Genomic DNA, 17,627 nt, shown 5'->3' on the forward strand with positions numbered 1-17,627 from the left:
TTATCCATACAGTTTCCGGTATTCCACCGGATTCAGTCCCGTGGCCTTGTGGAAGGTATGGGTAAAATGCTTCCTGTCACTGTACCCCACCTTCTCACATATCTCTGCAATGGGAATACTGGTCTCGCGAAGCAATGTCTTAGCTTCCTCAATCCTTACCCTGGTAAGGTATTTAGCAAATCCTTCCCCTGTCTCACGCTTGAACAGCATACTGAAATAATTGACGCTGAAACCGATATCCTCGCACACGGTCTCCAGGGTAATGGGTTCGTCAAAATGCTGCATCACATACTGTTTGGCAATGCGAATCGGTCTTGCGGCCTCGCTGCTTCGCATCTCCCTGGCCTCAGACAGCAGCCTTTCCTGGATTCGGGCCAGCTGGCCGAAAAGCTCTCCCGCTGTCCTGCACTGGCTGCAGCTGTTCACAAATTCCTGCTGGATTTCCTCCACATTGCTCAGGGCTGTGCGGGCGATGAAGAGGCGGCCTGCTGACAGCACCAGCTCCAGTATCTCCCTGCCGCATATACGATCCAGCCCCAGGGCCTCTGTCTCCAGCATACGGCAGGCCTCCCCTGCCTCTGCTGTACTCAGGCTGTCCACGGTGTGCTCCATCACCTTTATGTATTTATCCAGCAGGTTCTGCTTTTCTATGCCGGAGCCCGGCGGCACTGTATCCAGCAGTCTTCCGGTTCCCTGAATCAGGCGCTCTGTCATGGCGTTCCTGGCTGATTCCAGGGATAAGGGCATTTTCTCCGGAGCATCCACGGCAATTCCCAGTGAGACGGAAAATTCAAAGGGGCCCAGCAGACTTCTCTTTACTTCCAGGTGATTCAGGCACTCCCTCAGTCCTCTGCGCACCTCATCCTTTTTAGCCGGGTCGTAATTCATGACGCCGCAGCCGGTGAAGGACTGGAAATGCAGCAGCATGTCATGGCAGACCGGGGCCAGGGAGTTGCTGAATATATCCTTTATTTTCTCCTGCATGACCTCCAGGCCGCTGCGGCTGACCTGGCCACTGCCGCCGTCTATTTTTACCATGAACACCTGGTACATGCCGCCGTATGTCTCCACGTGGTAGATGTCCCTCAGAGCTTCCGCCGTCAATTCTGTGGGATTCGTCATCAAATCCTTTACCAGACTCTCCCGTATGCGGCTTAAATCCTTTTGGCTGTTCTGATGCTGCCTGCTGATGGTTTCCATTGTCTCCAGCCTGGATTCACATTTTTCCTTGATTTTTTCCAGTGTCTCCATCAGCTCCGCCTGTTTGATGGGCTTTAACAGATAGTAGCCGGCCCCATACTTCATGGCGCTCTGGGCATACTCAAAATGGGCATAGCCGCTGATGATTACCACTTCCAGGTCCGGCATGATTTGTTTCGCGCTCCGTATCAGCTCCAGCCCGTCGCAGCCAGGCATACGTATGTCTGTAATCAAGTATGTCGGGATGCCTGGACTGCACCAGTTCCAGCGCCTCCAGGCCGTTCTCCGCCATGGCCACCACCTCCATGCCCATTGAATCCCAGTCCGCCAGCGTCTGCACCAGCCTGCATATCAGGCGCTCATCGTCCGCTATTATTACCTTTAACATATACCACTCCCCCTAAGACAGCCTTCCAGGTTATACCCGCGACCTTTCTCTGACCTTAATCATAACATGCCCAATTTTACATTTCAACAAGAACGCCGTTCCTCAGAGCGGCGTTCCTGTCATATCCATTATTGATGATTCCTTACTTCTTCAATACAGACACTCCTGTATCCGTCACAGCTCCTCCTAAAGCTTCTCCTTCCAGAGCCTTCACACATGCTTCCACACCCTTTGAGCCCATAACATCCGGGTTCTGGGCCATGGTGCACAGCAGGTATCCGTCGTCAATCAGGCCCAGGATTGCATCGGACTTGTCAAATCCAACGCCGATGATTCCGTCTTTGCCGGATGCCTTGATTGCGTTGCCCGCTCCGGTGGTAGAACCTTCGTTACAGCCAAAGATGCCCACAACGCCTTGGGTGATATAGTTTTCCGCAATGCTCTGCGACTTGGCAGCATCGCCTTCGCCGTACTGTGTCTCTAACAGGGTGAAGCCGCTTCCCTCAAATGCGGAACGGAATCCTTCCTCGCGCATAACGCAGGAATCGGTTGCAGCGTTTACATTGATGATGCCGATGGAACCGGATGTCACCCCTGCGTCCTTCAGGGCCTTAAGCATTTCCCCGCCTGCCGTCTTGCCTGCTGCCTTGTTATCCGTGGAGAAGGTTGCCTCTGCTTCCACGTTGGCCGGGGAGTCTACGTATACGATTTTTACACCGGTTGATTCTGCTTCTTTTAACGCGGAGGAGATAGCGTCCGGACCGTTAGCTGCTACCATGATTGCCTCATAGCCGCCTGCCACTGCATTGTTCACGCACTCAATCTGCTGTGCGTCATCCTTTGTATTTGGAGACATGAAGGTCACGGTTACGCCAAGGGCCTCTGCTTCCTTCTGTGCGCCCTCGTTGAGGGTTACCCAGTGCTGGTCAATGGAATCCATGGTAATCAGAGCAATCCTGTATTCCCTGCCTGCCTTTACAGCCGCGGAAGCATCGCCAGCCGCCCCGTTCTGCGCCGTAAGCACAGATACGCCTGTGTCAGTTACCTTGCCGCCCAATGACTCGCCGCCAACAGCTGCCACGGCTGCCTTTACGCCCTCGTAGCCCATTACATCGGGATTCTGGGCCATGGTGCACAGCATGTATCCGTCGTCAATCAGGCCCAGGATTGCATCGGACTTGTCAAATCCAACGCCGATGATTCCGTCTTTACCGGATGCCTTGATTGCGTTGCCCGCTCCGGTGGTAGAACCTTCGTTACAGCCAAAGATGCCCACAACGCCCTGGGTGATATAGTTTTCCGCAATGCTCTGCGACTTGGCCGCATCGCCTTCGCCGTACTGTGTCTCTAAGAGAGTGAAGCCGCTTCCCTCAAATGCGGAACGGAATCCCTCTTCACGCATGACGCAGGAATCGGTTGCAGCGTTTACATTGATGATGCCGATGGAACCGGATGTCACCCCTGCGTCCTTCAGGGCCTTAAGCATTTCCCCGCCTGCCGTCTTGCCTGCTGCCTTGTTATCCGTGGAGAAGGTTGCCTCTGCTTCCACGTTGGCCGGGGAGTCTACATATACGATTTTTACGCCTGAGGACTGCGCCTCCTTTAATGCGGACGAGATGGCGTCCGGACCGTTGGCTGCCACGATGATGGCCTTGGCGCCCGCGGACACCGCATTGTTCACACATTCAATCTGCTGCGCGTCATCCTTGGTGTTGGGAGCCATAAACTGGACCGTTACGCCCAGCTCCTTTGCAGCCTTCTGCGCGCCCTCGTTCAGGGTCACCCAATGCTGGTCAATGGAATCCATGGTAATCAGGGCAACCATGGTGTCGGAACCAGCTGCCGGCGCTTCTGTCTTTGCTGCTTCTGCCGATGCCTGCGCTGCGGTGGTGGCTGATACATCCTCAGTCTTGCTGCCGCACCCGGTAATAAGAGACGCGGCGAGGCCAAGGGAACAAGCCAGTGCTAACATTTTTTTCATTGCATTTCCTCCTTTTTTCGTACGGTAGTGTCAAGTTTACTACCTCATTTTTTGTTACAAACCTTGTATTTTTAGGGATTACACCACTTTTTCAAAGAAAAAAGCAATGACCTCCCTTTTTGTGTCAATACTTTAGGTAAACCAATCCCACAAACACAGAAAGGAATTTCATTGCTTATGAATAGTATTACCTATTTATTGTCACTCATTCAATTTCTTTACCAGCAGAACTGCTGGCTCATTACTTTTATCTGCAAATATATCCCTCTCAAACAATGGGCTTTTGATGATTCCCATTCCCCTAAATACCAAAAATTCAGAACCGATGAACTCCCTATGCTTCAGTTTCATCAAAACGATTGGGACTGGCAGCTCCTCATCCCTTACTTCGAATATAAATACCATAAGAAGATTCGGCCTGTTGCACGGCGCAAGGAATGCGATATCTCTCCTGACTGTACCTGTCCCTCCTGCCATGCTCCTCAGCCTTTTCTTTATCGTAATAATGGTTCCAAAGGACAGTTAAAATGCAAAGTATGTGATACCAACTTCTCTACTGATGATAACCGCTTCTCCAAGCACTATACCCTGCGCTGTCCCCACTGCGGACATGCCCTTGTCCACAAAAAGGACCGGAAACACTTCATCCTCCACAAATGCGTCAACCAGAAATGTCCCTACTATCTCCATAACCTCAAAAACGTCGATAAAGAACACCTGGAGAAAGACTATGGCAAAAATGAATACAAGCTTCACTACCTCTACCGCGAATTCACGATAGATTTCTTTCGCATGGACTTAAACTCCCTGCCAAAGAATGCCTCCTCCCTCAAATTCAATAAGTTCGATTCCCATGTCATGTCCCTGTGCCTCACCCTTCATGTAAACCTTTCCCTTTCTCTGCGTAAGACTTCCCAGGCCCTGAAAGACCTCTACAACATCCAAATCTCTCATCAGCAGATCGCTAACTACTGCAAGAGCGCCGCCATCTGTATCAAGCCCTTTGTTGATAACTATGATTACGGCGCTGGCACTACCTTTACCGCCGACGAGACCTACATCAAAGTTCGCGGCATCAAATCTTATATCTGGTTTATCATGGATGCCGCCAAACGCTCCATCATCGGCTACAGGGTCTCAGATAACCGGGGCGTCGGCCCCTGTATCATGGCCATGCGCATGGCATTCCGCCACTTTAAGGAGCTTCCCAAAAACTTCCGCTTTATTGCCGATGGCTATAGTGCGTATCCTCTTGCCGCCCAGCAGTTCTTTCATGAATTCGGCGATGCTTTTAAGTTCCACATCACCCAGGTCATCGGGCTTACCAATGATGACGCCGTCTCCAAAGAATTCCGGCCTTTTAAGCAGATGATCGAACGGCTTAACCGCACCTACAAGGCTTCCTATCGAAAGACCAACGGCTTTGACACCATCGATGGAGCCAACTATGACCTTGCCCTGTGGGTCGCTTATTACAACTTTCTACGCCCTCATAAACACAACAACTACCATGTGCTCAATGATGTGGAAATCCTGCGGGGAGCAGACAACATGCCGGGCAAATGGCAGCTTCTCATCTTTCTGGGCCAGCAGACCATCCTAAATCTCCGGAAAACAGCCGCAGTCTAAAAGGAGCGGAACTGTTGTCAGGAGGACCGTGGAATACCGGAGCACAAAGTGCGAGGATATGCCGCGAAAGCCTCTTGACATAAGGTTCACGGATAATCCTGTAAAACAGAAAAGGGGGCAGGTGCGCCCTTTTCCTGCCTTCCGGCGAGGACGGGTTCGGGCAGAGCCCGATATTGGGTCAAGGGACAGGTCCCTTGCAAGTTCTTAGGGCGGCGCCCTAAGCTCCCGGAGGGCCTGGCTCTTGGTATATCTGCAGTTTTCAAGGTTCATTTGAGCCGATTTTTTCCGGCTTAGTTTTCATAGATTACTTGACACTACCTTTCGTACACGCATGTACACTTTCACATTCATTTTATATTAGCGTCAGGGAAGCTGGCCCGTGACGTCTAATTCCATAAAATTTCTAAACCTTTTTTTCCGCTGCCGGACGTTTCCGTATGAGCATTCCCTTCCGGAGCACCACGTCCAGAAGCACTGCGAATACCACGATAATACCTATGACAAGGCGCTGGATTCCTACCTGTACCCCAATCATGTTAAGTCCGTTTTCCAGGGTCTGCCATACAGCCGCACCCGCAAAGGTCCCCAGCAGGATTCCCGTTCCTCCCAGCGGCGAGATACCGCCGATGACGCCGGCTGCCACTGCGTACATCTCATACATATTGCCTGCTTCCATATTGCCCATATTGGCCTGGCCGCAGAGAATCAGACCTACCACGAAGGAACAGAAGGCACTGACCAGATATGTCTTTGTGACTGTCGCCACCACACTGACACCGGAGAGCTTGGCCGCCTCCGCATTGGAACCAATGGCGTAAATATGGCGTCCGGTCCTGGTCTTGGAGAGCAGGAAAAAGAATGCGATAAACAGTACCAGGGCAATCCAGAAGGTATTAAACACCCCCGCCGTCTTTCCATAGTAAAAAAATGCCTGGAACTTATCTGCCGCTTCCTTGCCTATGCCTGAACTGATGGCATCCGTGTTGCGGTTCCCATTTACCATATAAGCCACGCCTCTGGCTACGAACATGGTTCCCAGGGTTGCTATGAACGGGGGAAGCTGGAACTTTCCTACCAGAATACCGTTTACCACGCCGATGGCCAGGCAGCAGACAAGTGTAATCAGTATGGCAGCCATGGGATTGACCCCATGGGTCATAAGGGTTGCTGCTATCATGGCGCTCATGCCCACCACAGAACCAATGGACAAATCAATGTTGCCTGTTATGAGCACGTAGCTCTGTCCGATACCGATAATCAGGTACTTTGACATGGAACGGAACAGGTTTGTAACATTTTGTTCTGAAAATACAGTGGGATTAATTGCCCCGAATGCTATGTAAATGACAATGAGTCCCGCAAAGGCAGTCATAGCCCCTCTCATGCCCCTTATATTCAAAAACTGTCTGAGGGCTCCCTGATTCTTGTGATTCATACCTTTCTCCTCCTCATTATAAGCACTTAGCGTCAATTTTCTTCTCAAATCTGGTTGCCAGGGTCAGAATGCTGTTCTGGGTGGCCTCCTCTGCCATCAGCTCTCCGGTAATACGGCCGTCACACATGACGACGATTCTGTCAGCGATTCCCATGACCTCCGGCATCTCCGAGGATACGAACATGACAGCAATTCCCTGTTGCTTTAGCTGGTTCATCAGATTATATATTTCTACTTTGGCAGCCACATCAATTCCCCTGGTCGGCTCATCGAATATCACCACCCTGGAATTACGGGCCAGCCATTTTCCAACAACCACCTTCTGCTGGTTGCCGCCGGACAGATTGCCTGCATTCACATCCACATTAGGGGTTTTGACCTTTAAGTCATCCACCACCTTCCGGCACATTTCATCTTCCCTGGACCGGCTTACCACCCCCATCTTGTTGCACAGCAAATCCAGGTTTGGCAGGGCTATATTATGCCGTATACTCAGTTTTGTACATAGTCCGTCCTTTTTCCTGTCCTCAGGGGCCAGCACGATTCCTGCCTGTATGGCATCCTCGGGCTTGTGAATGGCCACCTCTCTTCCGTCCAGGAAAATCTGTCCGCTCTCCTTGGCATCAATGCCGAATATAGCCCTGGTGGTCTCGGTCCTGCCCGCTCCCATCAGTCCGGCAAATCCCACAATTTCCCCTTCATACAGGGAGAAATCCACATCACGCACCATCCTGCCTGCATTCAGATTTTTTACTTCCAGGACCTTTTTCCCTTTTTCGCAGGAAACGCGCGGAAACTTTTCCTTAATTTCACGTCCCACCATGTTGGCAATTATCTCATCCAGGGTTGTGTCCCGGAAATTCATAGAGGTTATGTACTGGCCGTCCCGCATTATGGTCACACGGTCCACAATGGACTGAAGCTCCTCCAGCCGGTGGGAAATGTACACGATGCCGCATCCCTTTTCCCTCAGGTTATGGATGATTCGGAATAAGTCCTCTATCTCCCTGGCTGTCAGGGCGGAAGTGGGTTCATCCATAATCAGGATTTTCGCATGGGTGGACAGTGCCTTGGCTATCTCCACCATCTGCTGCTTGGACACAGGCAGATCCCCCACCACCTGGTGCGGATCCAAATCAATTTTCAGCTCATCCAGAATCTTTCTGGCTTCCTCCTCCATCTCCTTGTTTGACAGAACCATGCCCTTTACCTTCTCGCGTCCCAGGAACATGTTTTCTGTCACCGACAGATGCCTGCACATGTTCAACTCCTGATGGATGATTGCCACTCCGGCTTCCTGGGCCTGCTTCGGGTTCATATCCCCGTACTCCCTGCCGAATATTTCCACTTTCCCTTCATCCCTTGTGTAGACACCGCTGAGCACCTTCATCAATGTACTTTTTCCTGCACCATTTTCTCCCAGAAGCGCCATGACTTCCCCTGAACGCAGTTCAAAACGCACATGGTCCAATGCCTTGACTCCTGGAAAGCTCTTACAGATATTCTCCATGGAAACAATTGTATCGTTCATTCTCAGCCACCTGTCCTTCTTCATAATCCATTGTCTGACTTTTATCTATGATTCTATTATACCAATCTTCAGTTTCACAAATAAGGGGGGCTTTTTCCTAATTAGGGGGACATTTTTATGCATTTTTATAGAATTACAGAAACGAGACGCAGAATTGTTTGTTATATACACCGTATTATTTTTATTATTACTTGATATAATTAGCACTTTTTCCATCTCTTAAAAAAGGCCGCCCTCCCCAGGAGGACAGCCTTCTAATCCCCATACAATTACCCCCTACCGCCGGTTCAGCCTCCACGCTCCCACAAGCTTCTTCAAATAATCCATATACCCTGCTTCCCGTATACTTCCGTTCGTCAGCACATTAACCTCTCCCAGCTTTTTGCCGCCCAGAGAATATTCCAGCACGCCTGCCTTCTGCCCCGGTTCCACCGGAGCGGGTATGGATTCCAGAAGCACCAGCTTCTTCTCGATGGCTCCCAAATCCTCACCCTTAAGGCTCAGGTAGGAAAATGTTCCCTCGTAGGTCAGCCCTACCTCATCCTCCACGCCTCCTGTAACCGGCATCTGGGGCAGCGGCAGATGTTCCTTGTCTTCATAGAGCTTGCAGTTTGCATAACCATAGTTGAGAAGGGTCTGGGCGTCTGCAAATCTGGTTTTGAAATCCGGCGCAGCCATGATGGCAGCGATAAGACGCACCCCATCCTTTTCCGCTGTGGCCGACAGGCAGTACTTTGCAATGGATGTGGACCCCGTCTTAAGGCCCGTAACCGTAAAATTAGTTGCCATCTTAAGCAGTTTATTTGTGTTGGACAAGCCGAATTCCTTTGTTCCCTGCTTTGTGACATGTGTTATATTCTCCATCCATATGGTGGAATAGTTATGTATCTGAGGATATTTATTAATCAGCTCGCGGCTCATGACGGCAATGTCCCTGGCCGTGGTGTAATGGTCCGCGGATTCCGTAAGACCGCAGCAGTCCACGAAATGGGTATTGGCCATGCCAAGGCCGGCTGCCCTTTCATTCATCATCCGCACAAACTCCTCCTCGCTGCCAGCTATGTACTCCGCCATGGCCACAGACGCGTCATTGCCGGATGCAATGACAATGCATTTAATCAATGTCTCCACGGTCTGTTTCTCGCCTTCCTCCAGAAACACCTGGGAACCTCCCATGGATTTGGCATGAGCGCTGGTGACCACCTCGTCCGTCAGCTGAATCTTCCCGGACTGAAGGGCATCGAAAATCAATATCAGTGTCATAACCTTGGTAACACTGGCCGGGCTGCGTTTTTCATCTGCACCCTTTTCATAGATTACCTGTCCGGTGGACGCTTCCATTAGAATAGCCGACGGGGCGGCTATCTGGACTGCTGTCTGGTTCTGGTCCGCAGGCGCCTCCGCCGCCTGCACATCCCCTCCTGTCCATCCTTCATCCTGTCCATAGAGGCTGCTCCCTGATACCTCTGCTCCCACGGGGATGGCGATTTCCGGCTCCTGGCCCAGGGCGGCAATCCCGGGATAGGAGACCAGTATTGCTGCTGAGCATAATATCGCTGCAATCCGTCTCATATTTTCCTCCAATAAAATCATCTGCTACTAATTGTATGGGAGTGGACAGACAGCTTATGCCCGCAAAACCTTGATTTCTACCGCAAAAAAATGCAGCGGGCCGTAATTATACCGCAGCCTGCCGCATTTTTCCTATCTTATTTTCCTGCCTTATTATAATTATACTTCCTTCAGGGCCTGTCTTAAGTCCTCTGCCATCTTCTCGTACTCAGGGTCTGTAAGCATGGTCCTTCCGCTGTTCATCTCAAAGGTGCCGCCCCATTCTTCACCGCCCTCATACTTGGGGACAATGTGAAAGTGCAGGTGATGTCCTGTGTCGCCGTAAGCACCGTAATTTACCTTGTCCGGCCGGAACACCTTGTGTACGGCGCGGGCTGCCTGGGCCACCTCTGCAAAGTAATCATTCCTCTCCTCGTCGGTCAGATCGATGAGCTCGCTGACATGCTTCTTATGAGCCAGAATAACTCTGCCCTTCTTACTCTGCTCCTTAAATACATAGAGAAAGCCTGTCTTCATCTCACACACAGGATAACCGAACTTAGCCACCAGTTCGCCCTGCATACAATATGCGCAATTAGGATCCTTTACCATATCTTCCATGTTCCTGTTCTCCTTTATGTTTATTCATATCAACTTAAACATACCACGGAACAAGATGAATTTCAATTCCAATATTTGTTTTTTCTTTCATAGTACCCACTTCACGGAATCTATGCTATAATAAGTAGGCAAGTACCAGATACAGGAGAATTTCTATGAGCAGAGCAGATTTCAGACGCAGGCAGTCCCGCAGGCGCAGGCAGAAGCTTGCACGGATGTCACGGCATCTTCCTACATTTATTTTATTATTAGCAATCACTGTACTGGCAGGAGGCGGCATTTTCGCCCTCTACCGGTTTGTTTTAGCGAAACAGCCGGACGGAACGGTCCAGGTCATTGCCTCATCAGGGCAAAACGGCTCCCCTAATCCGAACGGGAACAGACCTTCCGCTGGTGGGGATTCCCCCGGCGGGGCTTCCGGCGGCAATTTTGGCGGAAGCTCCGGCAATAGTTCCTCCGGGGCTTCCGGAGACAGTTCCTCCGGCCCATCGGACCAGCCTTCCGCGGAAGCTCCCCAGGACGACATTTCCCGGCTCATAGCCCAGGCTGACCGCATCGCCATGGGTTATGATTACGATAAGGCCGCAGAGCTTATCAACTCCAGCGGCCTGGATTTGGAGAACTCCCGCATGAAGGAGGCGCTGGCACGGTATGAATCACAGAAGGCCGCCCTGGTTCCCGCCGATATGAACGCTGTCACCCACATTTTCTTCCACTCACTTATCATGGATACCTCCAAGGCCTTTGACGGGGACTCGGACAGCGCCAACTATAATTCCGTCATGACCACCAAGGATGAATTTCTTAAGATACTGGAGGATATGTACCAGAAGGGCTATGTGCTGGTCCGCATCCACGATGTGGCCTACGAGGCGCCTGATGAAAATGGAAACGTCCGCTTTGTAATGGGCAGCGTCATGCTCCCGGAGGGAAAGAAGCCCTTTGTCATGTCCCAGGATGATGTCTGCTACTATCCCTACATGGACGGGGACGGGTTTGCCAAACGGGTGGTGATTGGCGAGGACGGAAAGCCCACCTGCGAGATGGTCATGGACGACGGCACCACATCCACCGGCTCCTATGATTTGATTCCGCTTTTGGAGGACTTCATACAGGAACACCCCGACTTTTCCTACAAAGGCGCAAGGGCCATTATCGCATTTACCGGCTATGAAGGCATACTGGGGTATCGAACTGCATCCTCCTACCAGAACAGCCCCGCCTATGAGGCTGACCGTGAACAGGCAGCCAGGGTGGCCCAGTGTCTGAAGGATAATGGCTGGGAGCTGGCTTCCCACAGCTGGGGCCACCTGCACCTGGGCGTGGCGGATGGCCCGCAGGCCGGATTTGCCATTGATGAGGAGCGTTTCCGAACCGATACGGACAAATGGGAGGCCGAGGTGGAATCCCTCATAGGTCCCACCGATATCATCCTCTATCCTTATGGCAACGACATTGCCGACTGGCGTCCTTACCATCAGGACAATCCCCGCTTTGCCTACCTGGAATCCAAGGGATTCCGCTATTTCTGCAATGTGGATGCCAGCAAGCCCTACTGGACCCAGATGGGTACAAACTACTTCCGCATGGCCAGAAGGAACCTGGACGGCTACCGCCTGTATGAGGATCTCATCCAGACAGACCCGGCCAGGAAACGCCTGACTGATTTGTTTGACGCCGCCCAGGTGTTTGACTCAGCCAGGCCCACGCCGGTAAGCTGGAGCTACCAGAAGTAACGTCTTACGGCTCCCGCTCATATTGTTATCACGCAGGCTTCCTGCCGCGGTCAAGCGGCAGGGGGCCTGTTTTCTTTTTTCCTGCTCCGGGCGAACGGTTTCCCGTTGTCTACATATAATAAATCAAGGAATTGATTTCTAATTGAAAGGAGCTTCTTCATGATTCCCAAACTGGAAGTAGACGGGGTCAGCTATTCCTACCATTCACTGGATGGTGAGACGCTGGCCCTTGACCATATATCATTTGATGTATCCCCCGGGGAATTCCTGGCTATCGTGGGTCCCTCCGGATGCGGCAAGTCCACCCTTCTGTCCATGCTGTGCGGACTGACACTGCCCGAGGGAGGCACCATCAACATAGACGGCGTCCCCCTGACCAAATCTCCCTCTGCCATTGGATACATGCTGCAGAAGGATCATTTATTTGAATGGAGAAATATTTTCTCAAATATATCCCTTGGCCTTGAAATTCAAAAGCGGTTGGACGAACCTGCCAGGCAGGAACTGCTGGAAATGATGGCGGCCTACGGTCTGGCAGGCTTTGAATATGCAAAACCCTCGGAGCTGTCCGGCGGCATGCGCCAGAGAGCGGCCCTCATACGGACACTGGCCCTTAAGCCGGACCTTCTTCTCCTGGACGAACCATTTTCAGCCCTGGATTACCAGACCCGGCTGTCTGTGTGCGACGACATCAGCTCCATCATCCGTCAGACGCACAAAACCGCCATACTGGTGACCCACGACCTGTCTGAGGCCATCAGCGTGGCTGACCGCATACTGATCCTGTCCCCCCGTCCCGGCCGTGTCAAGAAAATCCTGTCCATTGATTTTCCTAAAATGTGCACCCGCTCCCTGGACCGCAGGAACTGTCCGGAATTCTCTGCTTACTTTAATATGGTATGGAAGGAGTTAAAGACATATGAATAGAGATAAACAGCCTGTATCAGCCTGCAATATGTCCGTGGCCCAGCAGGAGTATGTGGCCCGAGAAATACAGCGCCACCGCCAGGTGACCATATGCCGCGTCATGCTGCTGGTCCTTCTCCTGGCGCTGTGGGAACTGGCGGCCGACATGCACTGGATTGACAGCTTCATTTTCAGCTCCCCTGTGATGATTGCCAAATGCCTGGTTTCCATGGCAAAGGACGGAAGCCTGTTCCTCCACACAGGGGTAACTCTTATGGAAACCCTTATCAGCTTTGCCGTGTGCACAGTCTTTGGCCTGGCATGCGCCCTGCTTCTGTGGTCCGGCAAAAGCGTGGCACAGGTGCTGGAGCCCTTCCTTGTCCTGTTAAACAGCCTCCCCAAATCCGCCCTGGCCCCTCTTTTGATTGTGTGGCTGGGCAATAACATGCGGACCATTGTGGTGGCTGCCGTGTCCGTGGCTGTATTTGGTTCCATTCTGACCTTATACACAGGCTTTTCCCAGATGGATACGGAACAGATCAAGCTGATTTACTCCCTGGGAGGCGGACGAAAGGATGTGCTCCTGAAGGTTCTGCTGCCCGGTTCCCTTCCCCTTGTTATAAGCAATATGAAGGTGAACATCGGACTGTGTCTGGTGGGCGTGATTATAGGTGAATTCCTGAGCGCCAAGGCCGGGCTGGGATATCTGATTACCTATGGCTCTCAGACCTTTGCCATGACCATGGTGGTGACTTCTATTGTGATCCTCTGCATTGTGTCGGGAGTGTTGTATCAGATTATCGCGTATGCGGAGATGAGAATAAAAAAGAGATAGTGAGTAAAACCCGTCTCTGAACTGAATATGTAAGGGACAGGAGGTTACGGCAGACCTTCCTGTCCCTTACAGCTTAATTTTCACCTCCTCTTTCGCATCCAAAAACTCAAATACCCTTTGGGCCGCAGCCATGGTGGCCTGCATGATGTTTGCAATGTTGGTTACCTGGTTGATGGGCTGGGAGAACTGGCGCAGATACTGGATGAAGGACTGAATCATACCTATGCTCAGCCTGCCGTTGATGCAGAGCCATCCGCTGACAACCGCCACTCCCACATAGCCGATATTGGTCAGCGCCTGCGTTAAGGGCATGATGATACTGGACGAAAACTGCGCTTTCCATCCGTTGTCGTAGAGTCGGTTGTTGATGCCCTCAAAAGTCCCGATGATGTCCTCCTCTTTTCCAAAGGCGGCAATCACGTTCTGTCCGTTGTACATCTCCTCCACATACCCTGTAAGATCCCCCAGCGCGGACTGCTGTCCCTGGAAATAACGCTGGGAATGTTTTACCACCTTCATGCTCACCAGGCCGCCGCCTCCCTCACCCGCTCATCGCTGGCCGAATCATCCCCGAAGCGGATATTTTCCATGATGGTACCCTTAAACAGCAGGGCTTTCTGAGGCACATAACCGATTTTTTGGCGCAGGGTCCTCCTGTCATAGTCCTTTACATTGACTCCGCCCACCAGGACCTCGCCCTCCTGCACATCATAAAAGCGTGGAATCAATCCCACCAGCGCTGTCTTGCCGCTGCCCGTACTTCCGATGATAGCCGTTGTCTCTCCCGGCTTTGCCTCAAAGCTGACATGGCTGACGGCCGGCTCTTCTGCTCCCGAAAAATAAAAGCTTACATCCCGGAAGGTGAGATAACCTTTCTGTCTCTCTGATGTCTTGGGAACCGCCGGGTCACTGATGGAATTTTCAGTATCCAGCACCTCGCAGATACGGTCCGCGGAAGCAGCGCATCTGGGATACATGACGAAGATCATGGAAAGCATGGTGACCGACATCATGATCTGCATCACATACTGGATGATTGCCAGGATATCTCCCGGTATCACGGGCTCTGCTGCGATTCCCTGTCCCGCCCGCCAGAGAAGCCCCACCACGGTCAGGTTTAATATCAGTATCAGGGACGGCCCCAGCAGTGACATGGCATGCATCATTTTCATGGCATTATTCATCAGGTCCTTGTTGGCGCCGTCAAAACGCTTTTCTTCGTAATCCTCTGTCCCAAATGCCCGGATGACACGGATGCCGGAAAGCTTTCCCCTCATAATCAGGTTGATTCGGTCAATCCTGGTCTGCATCTTCCTGGAAAGAGGCATGGTCCTCCTGCCAATCAGGCTGATAATCAGCACCATCACCGGCATGGATACCACGAGTATGCTTGACATTTTCGGATTTTTGCTGTAAGCCAGCATGATGCCCACCACGCACATGATAGGCGCTGTCAGGATGATGCGCAGAAGCGCGTAATCAAAGACGCGGTTGAAAATGTGTCAATCTCCGCCTGGGAGAAATATTCCACCTTTGTGAAAATCCTGCTCCTCACATTCCGCCCTAAGCCCAGCGCGATTCTGGAGGCAAAAAAGCCTGTGATAATATTGCATACCATTCCCAGCATGATGAGGCCGGTGTGAAGAATGTAATTCATATCCTTATCCGCGATTCCCCTGTTGATGATATCCGACAGATAGGTGGGAAGCCCCGAGTGGCTCCCACTCCGGCCGCCACACTGACCAGCACGCATAGAAGTTCCAGACGGAACGCTTTCAGCTCTGCAAACACTTTTCCAGACATTTTAACCCTTTCAAAATAGTCTCCAGAGCTTCTTTGCTCATGGAATCCTTCTCAGAATGGCTGCCCATCTGCTCCATCATGCCCTGAACCAATGCCCGCCCTTTTTCTGTAAGGACCACATTTATGAAACGGGCGTCTTTGTCATTCTTGACCATTGTTATATGGCCGGCCCGTTCCAGACGCCGGCAAAACATGGAACAGTTTCCTTATATTTTTTGAAATTAACTGCATAATTATTCTGCAGCAAAGAAAAATTTCAGGCCGCTGATACCTCTAATCTGGGATATCAACGGCCTGCTTCACACCTTAATCCGCTCCGCAACCTCGTTTCCGATTGCAAGACGTATATTGTTCATTCCGATTATCATGCTGTCCCTTCCATGCTGGAACACATTGATGGTACTTCCCTCCCTGATGTCATGCTGATGCATGAACTCCATGACCTGGGGATTGCCGAACATCCATTTAATCGTACAGACAGCTCCTGCCTTAACCTCTGACAATGACTGCATAACCACACCTCCGTTACCGTTTGCGTTCATACCAAGTATGAGCAAAATGGCCCTTTATCATGCCGGCCCTTTTATTTATATTGTAAACATCCGAAGGGCTGTTAGTCAACGGCAATGTGGGTTAGGCTTTTTTAATCTTTTATCTCCATTATCCTCTAGTCCTCCGGGTCCGTAAATCCCATCAGCCTGCACACGATAAAGCCGGCCGCGTAGGAAGCGAACAGACCTACAAAATACAGCGGGAACCGGGTGGTAATGAACGCCAGAGGAATACCTGACAGCTCAGGGACCTTGGCCGCCACCTTCATCACTGCCATGACGCTTCCGCCGATTCCGCCGCCAATGCAGGATGCTATGAACGGCTTTCCAAGAGGAATGGTACAGCCCCACATCAGGGGTTCCCCTATTCCCAGCATTCCCACGGGAAGAGCATTCTTAATGGTCTTTTTCAGTCTCTGGTTCTTTGTCTTTAAATATACGTAAAACGCAGCTCCCACCTGTCCCGCGCCGGCCATACAGGTAACGGGCAGCAGATAGGTGACGCCGAAATCCGCTATAAGCTGGGTGTTGACCGCAATGAGCCCATGGTGCATTCCCGTCATTACCAGGGGCAGATAGATGGCTGAGGTCAGACCGGCCAGCACAGGCACCTTATAGATAATGAAGCTGACAAAGGCTCCAATGGTCTCCGATATGAAGCCGCCGATGGGCTGGAATACCATCAGGCCCACAAAGGTCATGACGCAGACCGTAATCAGCGGCCGCAGGAACATGTCCAGGAAATCCGGTATGACTTTTTGAAGCTGTTTCTCCAGCAGCACTGCCACATAGGCAATAATCAGTACGGATATCACGCCGCCCCGTCCGGGGGTAATGGACACATGGAACAGCTGTACCCCTGCCAGGGATGAACTGTTCAGTATGGAGGCCAGAACAGCACCGATGATGGGACTTCCGCCGAATTCCTTGGATGTATTATACCCCACGATGATGGGCAGGATGGTAAAGACCGAGTAGGCCAGCGCGCTCATTATTTTGCCGAAATCCGTATCCTGAAAGCCCGGGAAAAATACATAGGATGATTCGTAGACAGCAACCACCAGTCCGCAGGCAATGAATGCGGGGATGATGGGAATGAAGATATTGGCTATCTTTTTCAGCATGTTCTTGCAGGGTACATTGTTTTTTGCCCTGTTTTCCTCTTTCAGGAGAACGGCTTCGTCCACCTCTTCACTTTTAATATGGGTCATGTCACTCATAAGCTGGGCCACTGCCGCCGCAGTGCCGGGGCCCAGCACCAGCTGCACATGACTGCCCTCCTCAATAACCCCCAGTACGCCCTCCAGCTTTTTAAGCTCCTCCCGCTTCATTTTTTCCGGGTCCTTTACGGTCAGCCTGACCCGGGTATAGCAGTTTGCTATGGTCCTGATATTGGATTCGCCCACCAGATTGCAGATTGATTGTGCCAGCTCTTTCTTTGTCATAAGATACCTTCCCCT

At 51.5% G+C, this 17,627-nt stretch carries 17 protein-coding genes; 4 read left to right on the forward strand and 13 right to left on the reverse strand.

Features of this window, described 5'->3' with window-relative positions; translation table 11 throughout:
- The 3 genes from LA360_RS29665 to LA360_RS31885 form a co-directional block, all read right to left on the reverse strand.
- Positions 1–1,416, reverse strand: a complete 1,416-nt coding sequence (locus LA360_RS29665) for a response regulator transcription factor (protein WP_242997693.1) — start codon at positions 1,414–1,416, stop codon at positions 1–3.
- Entirely contained in the window at positions 1,322–1,588 is a 267-nt protein-coding gene (locus LA360_RS12170; protein ID WP_242997675.1) for a response regulator, read from the reverse strand. The genes LA360_RS29665 and LA360_RS12170 overlap by 95 nt, the downstream gene beginning before the upstream one ends.
- Before the next feature lie 142 nt (positions 1,589–1,730).
- A complete protein-coding gene (locus LA360_RS31885) occupies positions 1,731–3,569 on the reverse strand; it encodes a substrate-binding domain-containing protein (protein WP_112482004.1) in 1,839 nt (612 codons plus the stop codon).
- 177 nt (positions 3,570–3,746) lie between these two features.
- Here LA360_RS31885 and LA360_RS31275 point away from each other — a divergent pair, with 177 nt between their 5' ends.
- Entirely contained in the window at positions 3,747–5,198 is a 1,452-nt protein-coding gene (locus tag LA360_RS31275) for a DDE-type integrase/transposase/recombinase (RefSeq protein ID WP_112482007.1), read from the forward strand.
- A 403-nt stretch (positions 5,199–5,601) separates the two neighbouring features.
- Here the strand turns inward: LA360_RS31275 and LA360_RS12190 are convergent, their stop codons facing one another.
- The 4 genes from LA360_RS12190 to LA360_RS12205 form a co-directional block, all read right to left on the reverse strand.
- Complete coding sequence (locus LA360_RS12190; RefSeq protein ID WP_112482009.1) at positions 5,602–6,633, reverse strand: ABC transporter permease; 1,032 nt, start codon at positions 6,631–6,633, stop codon at positions 5,602–5,604.
- A gap of 16 nt (positions 6,634–6,649) precedes the next feature.
- On the reverse strand, positions 6,650–8,164 hold the full coding sequence (locus tag LA360_RS12195) for a sugar ABC transporter ATP-binding protein (RefSeq protein ID WP_022201889.1): 1,515 nt from the start codon (positions 8,162–8,164) through the stop codon (positions 6,650–6,652).
- A 276-nt stretch (positions 8,165–8,440) separates the two neighbouring features.
- On the reverse strand, positions 8,441–9,736 hold the full coding sequence (locus LA360_RS12200) for a D-alanyl-D-alanine carboxypeptidase family protein (protein WP_022201888.1): 1,296 nt from the start codon (positions 9,734–9,736) through the stop codon (positions 8,441–8,443).
- A gap of 159 nt (positions 9,737–9,895) precedes the next feature.
- Complete coding sequence (locus LA360_RS12205) at positions 9,896–10,336, reverse strand: HIT family protein (protein ID WP_002587055.1); 441 nt, start codon at positions 10,334–10,336, stop codon at positions 9,896–9,898.
- Positions 10,337–10,491: 155 nt separating this feature from the next.
- Here LA360_RS12205 and LA360_RS12210 point away from each other — a divergent pair, with 155 nt between their 5' ends.
- From LA360_RS12210 to LA360_RS12220, 3 genes are all read left to right on the forward strand, one after another.
- Positions 10,492–12,072 carry a polysaccharide deacetylase family protein gene (locus LA360_RS12210; protein ID WP_112482011.1) on the forward strand — a complete coding sequence of 527 codons (1,581 nt, stop codon included), beginning with the start codon at positions 10,492–10,494 and terminating at the stop codon, positions 12,070–12,072.
- Positions 12,073–12,231: 159 nt separating this feature from the next.
- A complete protein-coding gene (locus tag LA360_RS12215; RefSeq protein WP_022201886.1) occupies positions 12,232–12,999 on the forward strand; it encodes an ABC transporter ATP-binding protein in 768 nt (255 codons plus the stop codon).
- On the forward strand, positions 12,992–13,813 hold the full coding sequence (locus LA360_RS12220; RefSeq protein ID WP_002587052.1) for an ABC transporter permease: 822 nt from the start codon (positions 12,992–12,994) through the stop codon (positions 13,811–13,813). The genes LA360_RS12215 and LA360_RS12220 overlap by 8 nt, the downstream gene beginning before the upstream one ends.
- Before the next feature lie 66 nt (positions 13,814–13,879).
- Here the strand turns inward: LA360_RS12220 and LA360_RS12225 are convergent, their stop codons facing one another.
- From LA360_RS12225 to LA360_RS12250, 6 genes are all read right to left on the reverse strand, one after another.
- On the reverse strand, positions 13,880–14,332 hold the full coding sequence (locus tag LA360_RS12225) for an ABC transporter permease (protein ID WP_112482013.1): 453 nt from the start codon (positions 14,330–14,332) through the stop codon (positions 13,880–13,882).
- A 2-nt stretch (positions 14,333–14,334) separates the two neighbouring features.
- Entirely contained in the window at positions 14,335–15,255 is a 921-nt protein-coding gene (locus tag LA360_RS12230) for an ABC transporter ATP-binding protein (protein ID WP_263870226.1), read from the reverse strand.
- Between the two features lie 11 nt (positions 15,256–15,266).
- Positions 15,267–15,566, reverse strand: coding sequence for a 6TM ABC transporter family protein (locus LA360_RS12235; RefSeq protein WP_225537523.1), 300 nt, complete (start codon positions 15,564–15,566; stop codon positions 15,267–15,269).
- 22 nt (positions 15,567–15,588) lie between these two features.
- A complete protein-coding gene (locus LA360_RS12240; protein ID WP_022201882.1) occupies positions 15,589–15,810 on the reverse strand; it encodes a helix-turn-helix domain-containing protein in 222 nt (73 codons plus the stop codon).
- Between the two features lie 105 nt (positions 15,811–15,915).
- Positions 15,916–16,128: a FeoA family protein gene (locus tag LA360_RS12245; protein WP_002587049.1), complete on the reverse strand. Its 213-nt coding sequence runs from the start codon at positions 16,126–16,128 to the stop codon at positions 15,916–15,918.
- 155 nt (positions 16,129–16,283) lie between these two features.
- On the reverse strand, positions 16,284–17,612 hold the full coding sequence (locus LA360_RS12250; RefSeq protein WP_022201881.1) for a PTS transporter subunit EIIC: 1,329 nt from the start codon (positions 17,610–17,612) through the stop codon (positions 16,284–16,286).
- Between the last annotated feature and the right edge of the window lie 15 nt (positions 17,613–17,627).

Source organism: Enterocloster clostridioformis (assembly GCF_020297485.1).
Taxonomy (GTDB): domain Bacteria; phylum Bacillota; class Clostridia; order Lachnospirales; family Lachnospiraceae; genus Enterocloster; species Enterocloster clostridioformis.

What these genes read in the sequence shown, in the direction of transcription:
- LA360_RS29665 (WP_242997693.1), bottom strand. Translation starts at nt 1,416, where the DNA reads ATGCCTGGCTGCGACGGGCTGGAGCTGATACGGAGCGCGAAACAAATC.
- LA360_RS12170 (WP_242997675.1), bottom strand. Translation starts at nt 1,588, where the DNA reads ATGTTAAAGGTAATAATAGCGGACGATGAGCGCCTGATATGCAGGCTG.
- LA360_RS31885 (WP_112482004.1), bottom strand. Translation starts at nt 3,569, where the DNA reads ATGAAAAAAATGTTAGCACTGGCTTGTTCCCTTGGCCTCGCCGCGTCT.
- LA360_RS31275 (WP_112482007.1), top strand. Translation starts at nt 3,747, where the DNA reads ATGAATAGTATTACCTATTTATTGTCACTCATTCAATTTCTTTACCAG.
- LA360_RS12190 (WP_112482009.1), bottom strand. Translation starts at nt 6,633, where the DNA reads ATGAATCACAAGAATCAGGGAGCCCTCAGACAGTTTTTGAATATAAGG.
- LA360_RS12195 (WP_022201889.1), bottom strand. Translation starts at nt 8,164, where the DNA reads ATGAACGATACAATTGTTTCCATGGAGAATATCTGTAAGAGCTTTCCA.
- LA360_RS12200 (WP_022201888.1), bottom strand. Translation starts at nt 9,736, where the DNA reads ATGAGACGGATTGCAGCGATATTATGCTCAGCAGCAATACTGGTCTCC.
- LA360_RS12205 (WP_002587055.1), bottom strand. Translation starts at nt 10,336, where the DNA reads ATGGAAGATATGGTAAAGGATCCTAATTGCGCATATTGTATGCAGGGC.
- LA360_RS12210 (WP_112482011.1), top strand. Translation starts at nt 10,492, where the DNA reads ATGAGCAGAGCAGATTTCAGACGCAGGCAGTCCCGCAGGCGCAGGCAG.
- LA360_RS12215 (WP_022201886.1), top strand. Translation starts at nt 12,232, where the DNA reads ATGATTCCCAAACTGGAAGTAGACGGGGTCAGCTATTCCTACCATTCA.
- LA360_RS12220 (WP_002587052.1), top strand. Translation starts at nt 12,992, where the DNA reads ATGAATAGAGATAAACAGCCTGTATCAGCCTGCAATATGTCCGTGGCC.
- LA360_RS12225 (WP_112482013.1), bottom strand. Translation starts at nt 14,332, where the DNA reads ATGAAGGTGGTAAAACATTCCCAGCGTTATTTCCAGGGACAGCAGTCC.
- LA360_RS12230 (WP_263870226.1), bottom strand. Translation starts at nt 15,255, where the DNA reads ATGTGCGTGGTGGGCATCATGCTGGCTTACAGCAAAAATCCGAAAATG.
- LA360_RS12235 (WP_225537523.1), bottom strand. Translation starts at nt 15,566, where the DNA reads ATGCGTGCTGGTCAGTGTGGCGGCCGGAGTGGGAGCCACTCGGGGCTT.
- LA360_RS12240 (WP_022201882.1), bottom strand. Translation starts at nt 15,810, where the DNA reads ATGTTTTGCCGGCGTCTGGAACGGGCCGGCCATATAACAATGGTCAAG.
- LA360_RS12245 (WP_002587049.1), bottom strand. Translation starts at nt 16,128, where the DNA reads ATGCAGTCATTGTCAGAGGTTAAGGCAGGAGCTGTCTGTACGATTAAA.
- LA360_RS12250 (WP_022201881.1), bottom strand. Translation starts at nt 17,612, where the DNA reads ATGACAAAGAAAGAGCTGGCACAATCAATCTGCAATCTGGTGGGCGAA.